The sequence below is a fragment of the Alteromonas lipotrueae genome (assembly GCF_019249255.1).
Lineage (GTDB): Bacteria > Pseudomonadota > Gammaproteobacteria > Enterobacterales > Alteromonadaceae > Alteromonas > Alteromonas lipotrueae.
In genome coordinates this window covers 66,806-73,829 of sequence record NZ_JAESDJ010000017.1, presented here as the reverse complement: position 1 = coordinate 73,829, position 7,024 = coordinate 66,806, and the positions used below count along the sequence as shown (strand labels likewise).

Below are 7,024 nucleotides of genomic sequence, written 5' to 3'. Positions count from 1 at the left end.
GTTCAAGGTGTATCACTTTGCCAGCGGCATGTTTAAAGCAGGTTTCAAATTGCGTGGTTAAAATTAGCCATTGTTCGTGTTCAATATTGAGGCGCTCTAGGATGGTAGGCAGGCTGTGTTCGACTATCCCAGGTTTGTTTGGGTGGATATACCGGCTAGTTATGTCGACAAGCTGAAGGTAATCTGGGAGGGTAAAAGGTAAACCCTGGAACATATTTTGTTTCGGGCTCCCCGCAAAAGGCATGAGTCGTTTGGGCGTTTTACCTACCCTGGCGGCGTTAATACGATATTGGATACTCGTATGAGCAGAGGTCTCTGGCGTTTTCGCTATCTTTACCCGTACTGGGTTTAAATCGACATAGGCCATACAAGCTGCAAGGGCCGATTCATCTAATAGCGCTTGAGACTTAAATCGCCCCTCCCAAAAATGCCCGGTGCAGTCATCTTCTTTATTGGCAGCTCTGGCAATATACTCATTGAGAGCACGCATAAACCAACTGATATCAATCAGCCGCTTGCGCCAGACTACTGCTGTTTCCTCTACCGTTTTAATCTGTGTTTCGTGCAAGTCTTTACATAACTCTGGGGATAGGTAGCGCTGTGTGAGCAAGGTGCCTTTATACAACTTGTGCCAACGTTGAATTATTTCTTCTGTGGTAAATGCATCCGCCTTATCTTTAGCAACATGCAGCACCACGTGCGTATGATTGCTCATCACCGCATAGGCGCATACATCAATAGCAAACACTTCACTTAGGGTATGAATTCGGTCTTCCACCCATTGACGACGATGCTCAAAGCTTTTGCCGTCTTGTTCACCACATAAGAATGCGCGGCGTACACAGCGAGAAACGCAGTGATAATATGGCGTATCCAATAAACTAATTTGCGACTTTCTGGCTTTTGGCATCAGGACTTTCTAACGTTGGTTTACTCCTTTAACAGTGTGAATAACTAACCAAATTAAAGAAAGTGTACTGAGGTACAGTTTTGATACCGCGTGTTATGCCTGTCTCATTAATTACTAGGGTTACTTATGCAAAATAGAGGGGACTGCGACAGTAAGGCGGTTCTAACTGGCGCGCTGGTACGTGCCTTTCTTCCTTCCACCAGAATCATTATGGTTTTTCTTCCCCATCATGCGTTATTAGGGGTAGCTATAAATGCCGTTCCTGAAGACGAGAAATTAGAGGTTGAGGGTGAGACTTATGTACTGTTTGACCCAACAGGCCCAGCCCTTATCCCCTTTGGCGATATTTCAGATGACACGAAACGCTACCTCTCTACCGGCCGTTATCAAGTGGAACATATTGACTAAAACGACAAGGGGCAGCAAAGTGTTGTGTATCAAGGCCGCTGGAAACTGCTAATAGAGCCCGGTTGGTATTTACAAACGCTAGAAGCGCCGGGTATTGCATACGAGCTATACGATTTAGATGCCGATCCTGCAGAAACGACTAATTTAGCGAAGTCACACCCGAAACTCGTCAAGAAGCTGGTAGCGATGAGCGAGCGGTGGAAAGCTGAAAACAGCATTGTCGATTATTCGAAAATTATTACCCTTAAACCCAAGGATCCATATTAGTCCTTACCCACTTTCATTATCCATTTGCATACTATTTTAAGCGGTGCCGAGTATACAATGCTCGGCGCTTTTTCCCATCTACTAGCAAGCTTACTTATTTAATAAGCAAGCCTGCTCTTGTCAATACGCCCACCTAAGAAATAGTAGTGGAGTGGCATATCACTGTTCACAATCAAATGTATGCCTAAGGTTAACAATTGCCATCACACGACGTAATTACAGAGCTTTATACCTTTGAAGCGCCCTTAAACGGCGAGATTAAAACTGAAAATGTTTCGGCCAATATACAAAGCTCACCATCCGGGTCTGGAAGTGCACTACGATTAAACTTTAAAGGCGATGTGGCCGAAGCCTCGGTTAAGCTGATTCCAGAGAAAAACTGGGATTGGAGCAAACATGAAGAAATTAATTTAGCGTTTGATGCGATAAACACAGAAGATGAGTCTATACAGCTTTATATTGGGGTAAAAGCCGAAAACGGTGATGAAGCTAGTCACAGCGTGATTATTCCCGCGCATTCAGAATCTACTTACTATTTCGTACTAAAAGGCAAGGTGCTAGATACCGACCTAGGCTACAAACGCTCGCGCATGGAAGCGTGGCAGAGCGACGAGCAAATGGCGCATTTTCGAATAGGTACTATCACACCTGACTTAAGTTCGGTGAAAGAACTGCGCCTATTCACCCGAGATAATATGGTTAGCAAACAGCTTCTTGTGGATAACATCAGATTACGAGAGAACCCTGAATACACTAACGATTATCGGAAAAATATTGTCGATAAATTTGGACAAAGTGCTAAACACGACTTTCCCCTAAAGGTTCACTCTGAAGCTGAGTTAAAAGAGAAAGCGAATGCCGAGTTAAGCCGGCTTAACGCGTCAAGCCCCCTGCCCGACCGTTCAAGATTTGGTGGCTGGAAGGATGGCCCTAAATTAGAAGCCACTGGGTATTTTCGCCCCCATGAAATGAAGGGTAAATGGTGGTTAGTCGATCCAGATGGCTACCTGTTCTTTTCTAACGGATTGTCAAACGTTCGTATGGCCAATCTAACCACGCTTACTGGCATAGATTTTAAAGATGAATCGGTACGCTATGTTGACCCTGAAGCCGTTACCCCTGAAGACTCTATGGGTATTGTAGAAGTTTCAGATGAGGTAAGGGACACCCGTTTTGTGGCATCTGATGTACGCCATGATATGTTTGAATGGCTTCCGAACTATGATGATGAACTTGCCGATCACTATAGTTATCGGCGCTCAGTACATCACGGGCCATTAACCTCAGGAGAAACTTTTAGTTTTTACCGGGCTAACTTAGAGCGCAGATACGGCGAACCGAGCCCGAAGGCATACGAAGAAAAGTGGCAACAAGTTACCCTAGACCGATTCCAAGATTGGGGGTTCACCTCAATGGGCAACTGGGTAGACCCTGCTTTTTACCCCAATCAGCAAGTACCCTATTTCGCAAATGGCTGGATAATTGGCGACTTTAAAACCTTAAGCTCTAAACATGATGTATGGGGCTCTATGCCAGATTCATTTGATCCTGAGTTTGTGCGCAGAGCAAATGTGACAATTACTCAAATTGCTGATGAAATTCAGTCATCGCCGTGGTGTATTGGTGTATTTGTTGACAATGAGAAAAGCTGGGGTCGTACAGAGGGAAGCCTTGAACATCGTTATGGGCTTATCTTGGATGCACTTTCTAAACCTATTGAAACAAGCCCCGCGAAAGCCGCATTTGTTAAAGCGTTAAAGCAAAAGTATGCTTCAATAAGTGAATTAAATAACGGTTGGCAAACCTCATTTACGAATTGGCAAGACCTGGATAATAGCTGGCAACCAGAGCACGACACTTCATCGCTTGAGCAGGATTTGTCGATGATGCTCGAAATGCTATCCGACCAATATTTTAAGGTTGTACATAGCGCACTTGAAAAGGCTTTACCTAATCATTTGTACATGGGCGCGCGTATGGCAAGCTGGGGCATGCCTGATGAAACCATTACTGCGGCAGTACGTTATAGCGATGTTTTAAGTTTCAATATTTACAAAGAGGGTGTACAACCTTCTCAATGGAGCTTTATAAAAGACATAGACTTACCCAGCATTATTGGTGAATTCCATATTGGAACGAATACTGATTCGGGTTTATATCACCCAGGCTTAGTTGCCGCGGCAGATCAAAAAGATAGAGCAAAAATGTATCAGCAATATATGCAATCTGTAGCAGACCACCCTAACATGGTGGGCGCACATTGGTTCCAATATGTCGACTCACCGATTACTGGCAGGGCTTTCGATGGCGAAAACTATAACGTAGGCTTTGTTTCGGTAACCGATATACCTTATAAAGAATTGGTGGACAGTGCCAGGGAATTTAATAGAACCCTATATCCAGAAAGATTCAACCAAGAGTAAAGTACCTTTTACCTGGTAAGAGAATATACGGCAAACGACATATTTCGTTTGCCGTTTTTATTTGGCTTTCTGAAAATACATTAACGCTTTAGCATCATTCATTTTCTGGGCAAAATTAACCCCTAATTGCCGTAATTGCGGATGGTAGTGATAGCGGCCTAACGCTAGTTTTAGCTCACGCAGCGCTTTGTCGGTTTGCCCCACACCGTCTAAAACTAAAAAGTAGACGTATACATATTGCACGTTGTCAGGCGCCAATTTAACGGCTCGCCTAAATGCTTCAATAGAATCTGGTTTTCTCTGTGCACGAATTAGATACATACCATGTGCATAGTGCATAACAGCTGATGTAGGGTTAGCTTTTAGCCCTGCATTTAGCGTCATCCTTTCATTTTCAACCTGCCCTGCTTGGCGATATACATCGGCTAAGTTAACGTAATTAGGTGCAAAGAAAGGGTCTACGTCGATGCCATGTTGCAAGCTATTCAGCGCCTCTTTTGTACGACCTAATTGTAAGTAAACCATACTTTGGTTAAGCGCCGATTCTCCGCGCCACATGGACACTTCGTTAAACTTCAACAAGAGTTCCAACGCAGGCTTAAAGGCAGCATTGTTATTCAAACCAGCATCTAATAAGTGGTTGGCAGCCCTAAGACGTACCGCCTTAAAACGGTCTTCTAGTAGTGTTTGATAAGATTTCAGCCGCTCCGGAACAGACAGCATATTTCCAATACCAGCTACCGCCAAGCGAATAAGATCGTGCTCTGATTGCACCCAGCCTTTTACATCGTTATCGGAAAGTTGAGCAACACTATTGGGTAACATGGCTATTGCGCTGGCTCGCACAATAACACTAAGTTCCGTATTGTTGATGAGTGCAAAATGACGGGCAACCGGTAAGGTACCGTTATGCATAAGGGCTAGGAAATCATCTTGTGAGGTATCAGGTAACGCATCGCCTTGGCGCCATTGATTAATAATATCGGCAGCCCAGTTGGAAGATTGCATTTCATGACAACCAGTACACACATTAGGCGTGTCATACTTCGCGCTTAAATCAGGCCTTGGCACCTTAAAACTGTGATCTCTGCGGGCATCAACGCCCATGTAAGTTGTTTCGGGCATATGGCAACTTACACACTGCCCAGCCGTTGAACTAACATCATGGCGAAGGTGAGATTGTTGCTGGTAAACCTCGTTACTGTGGCATTGCAAACATAACCCATTGCCCTGTACTTTTATTTTCATCGTATGTTTGTCGTGGCAGTCCAGGCAATTCACACCAGCGGCATACATTTTACTTTGTAAGAACGAGCCATAGACATACACCTCTTCTTTAATCTGGCCATCAGCATGGTACATCGGCGGCGCTAACAGCGAGGGAACAAACTGGTCTAAAAAGGCTGCATTCGGATCTATCCCGTCGGTAATAGGGGAGCGTAGAGAATGGCAAGCAAAGCACGTTTCCATGAACTGGTTATCTCTGGACTCTCCATGCCAAGAGGCAATCTTTGCTCCATCGTCTAAAAGCCACCGGCCTATGGCTTTTTGCTCGTCAGAAGAAAGAGCTAATTTGCCGTGCGACGACTGCCCAGTTAACTGCGACGCTGAAGAGGCGGTGTCGGCGTGATGAGTCATTTCGCCGTGGCAAGACTGACAGCCTACGTTAATATTGTCCCAGGTAGTGTCGAACTGCTTCGTTTCAACAGAATAATTACGGGTTAAGCCGTCTGAATGACAATCTGCGCACATACCGTTCCAGTTTTGCAACGGTTGACGCCAATGCAAGCGGTCAGCAGGTTGAATATCTTCCTGAGAATACATAGGGTACCACCGTTGCCCCCCTTCTTCTTTAGACCGAGCATCCCACGCGAACGGGAACACTTGTAGCTTTCCCGCACTACCTTCAATCAAATATTGTTGTAGCGGATAGTGCCCAAAAGTGTACTTTACTTGGTAATCAGTAGTACTGTCGGCCTCTGTGAAGTTAATCCAAAAATCTTGCCCTTTCTGATAAAACCGAGCCTGTTGGGTATAGTGCGCGACTGCTGTACCCGAAAAATCACCCAGCACCGTGTTTGCCGCTACCACATCCATCGCTTTTGCATGATCAGATTGCTGCCAGTTAGAGACCGCTTGTTGGTGACAACTAACACAGTTCGTATTTGCCTTTACTGTAAAGGAAAAAAACAAAAGTAGACTCGCCATAAATAGGCAGGTAAAGGTTAAATACTTCATTAATGCTCAACGGTCATTACAGTGATAATAAATTCAAATAGCGCAGCGTTCTAAGCATACGATGGTGTAAAGAGGAATGCTCGCCCTCATTTACTCTGATACCAATTTCCACGTTCTTACCCAGTCAACTTTCATGGTATTACGGCTATCGTCCAGTAACTCCTCTTTTTCTGGTAACCCACAAACCCACGGGCTATCTTGAGTCCAAAGATCCCAAATTAACTCTTGCTCAAGGGTAAACGGTTGACGAGAAACGACGCTACCGGCGGGTTCACCATTAAGATAAAACTGTACAGTGTGGGCATCTTTCCACCATGCCCCGAATACATGATAGTCTTCGTTCCATGCAACGTCTTTGCGGGTATTCCCTTTAGATAGTTTTTTAGTGCTCCAAGGGCCTTTTTTGCGTTCTGTGTTGCCCTCTTTAACGATAAAATACTGGGAATTCATTTGCCATGGATATTCAGTATTTTCACCACACGCAGGTTTAGAGTTTATTTCAATAATATCAATTTCATCTCGATCATTTGCATCGCCATTATTTAACCAGAAGGTGTTGTAAGCGGGTAGATGTGCTACTTTCAAGCGTGTTTCTGTGTACATGGGAAAGCTAATTCTTGCTTTAGAATGCACCCGAGAAGTTTTAAACCAACTATCGTCAGAAGACGCATCCAAAGTCGCTTTTATCCAAAGATACCCGTCCTTCACCCCCGAATTTGTATCAACCATATTTACCGGGGTGTCAGAATAATATTTACAGCGCCAACTTCGCCTTAGG

6 protein-coding genes are annotated in these 7,024 nt (G+C 44.5%); 3 read left to right on the top strand and 3 right to left on the bottom strand.

Features of this window, described 5'->3' with window-relative positions; all coding sequences use genetic code 11:
• A partial coding sequence (locus KYS23_RS17990; protein WP_218419682.1) for a transposase occupies positions 1-910 on the bottom strand: 910 nt, incomplete at its 3' end.
• A 126-nt stretch (positions 911-1,036) separates the two neighbouring features.
• Between KYS23_RS17990 and KYS23_RS17985 the strand changes: the two genes are divergently transcribed.
• The 3 genes from KYS23_RS17985 (at position 1,037) to KYS23_RS17975 (ending at position 4,008) form a co-directional block, all read left to right on the top strand.
• A complete protein-coding gene (locus KYS23_RS17985; protein WP_218419680.1) occupies positions 1,037-1,318 on the top strand; it encodes a hypothetical protein in 282 nt (93 codons plus the stop codon).
• Between the two features lie 24 nt (positions 1,319-1,342).
• Entirely contained in the window at positions 1,343-1,585 is a 243-nt protein-coding gene (locus KYS23_RS17980) for a hypothetical protein (RefSeq protein ID WP_218419679.1), read from the top strand.
• Between the two features lie 197 nt (positions 1,586-1,782).
• Complete coding sequence (locus KYS23_RS17975) at positions 1,783-4,008, top strand: agarase (protein WP_218419677.1); 2,226 nt, start codon at positions 1,783-1,785, stop codon at positions 4,006-4,008.
• A gap of 57 nt (positions 4,009-4,065) precedes the next feature.
• Here the strand turns inward: KYS23_RS17975 and KYS23_RS17970 are convergent, their stop codons facing one another.
• Together KYS23_RS17970 and KYS23_RS17965 are read right to left on the bottom strand one after the other, a co-directional pair.
• Positions 4,066-6,246 carry a multiheme c-type cytochrome gene (locus tag KYS23_RS17970; RefSeq protein WP_246604484.1) on the bottom strand — a complete coding sequence of 727 codons (2,181 nt, stop codon included), beginning with the start codon at positions 6,244-6,246 and terminating at the stop codon, positions 4,066-4,068.
• 90 nt (positions 6,247-6,336) lie between these two features.
• Positions 6,337-6,975: a LamG domain-containing protein gene (locus tag KYS23_RS17965; protein WP_218398106.1), complete on the bottom strand. Its 639-nt coding sequence runs from the start codon at positions 6,973-6,975 to the stop codon at positions 6,337-6,339.
• Positions 6,976-7,024: the final 49 nt, after the last annotated feature.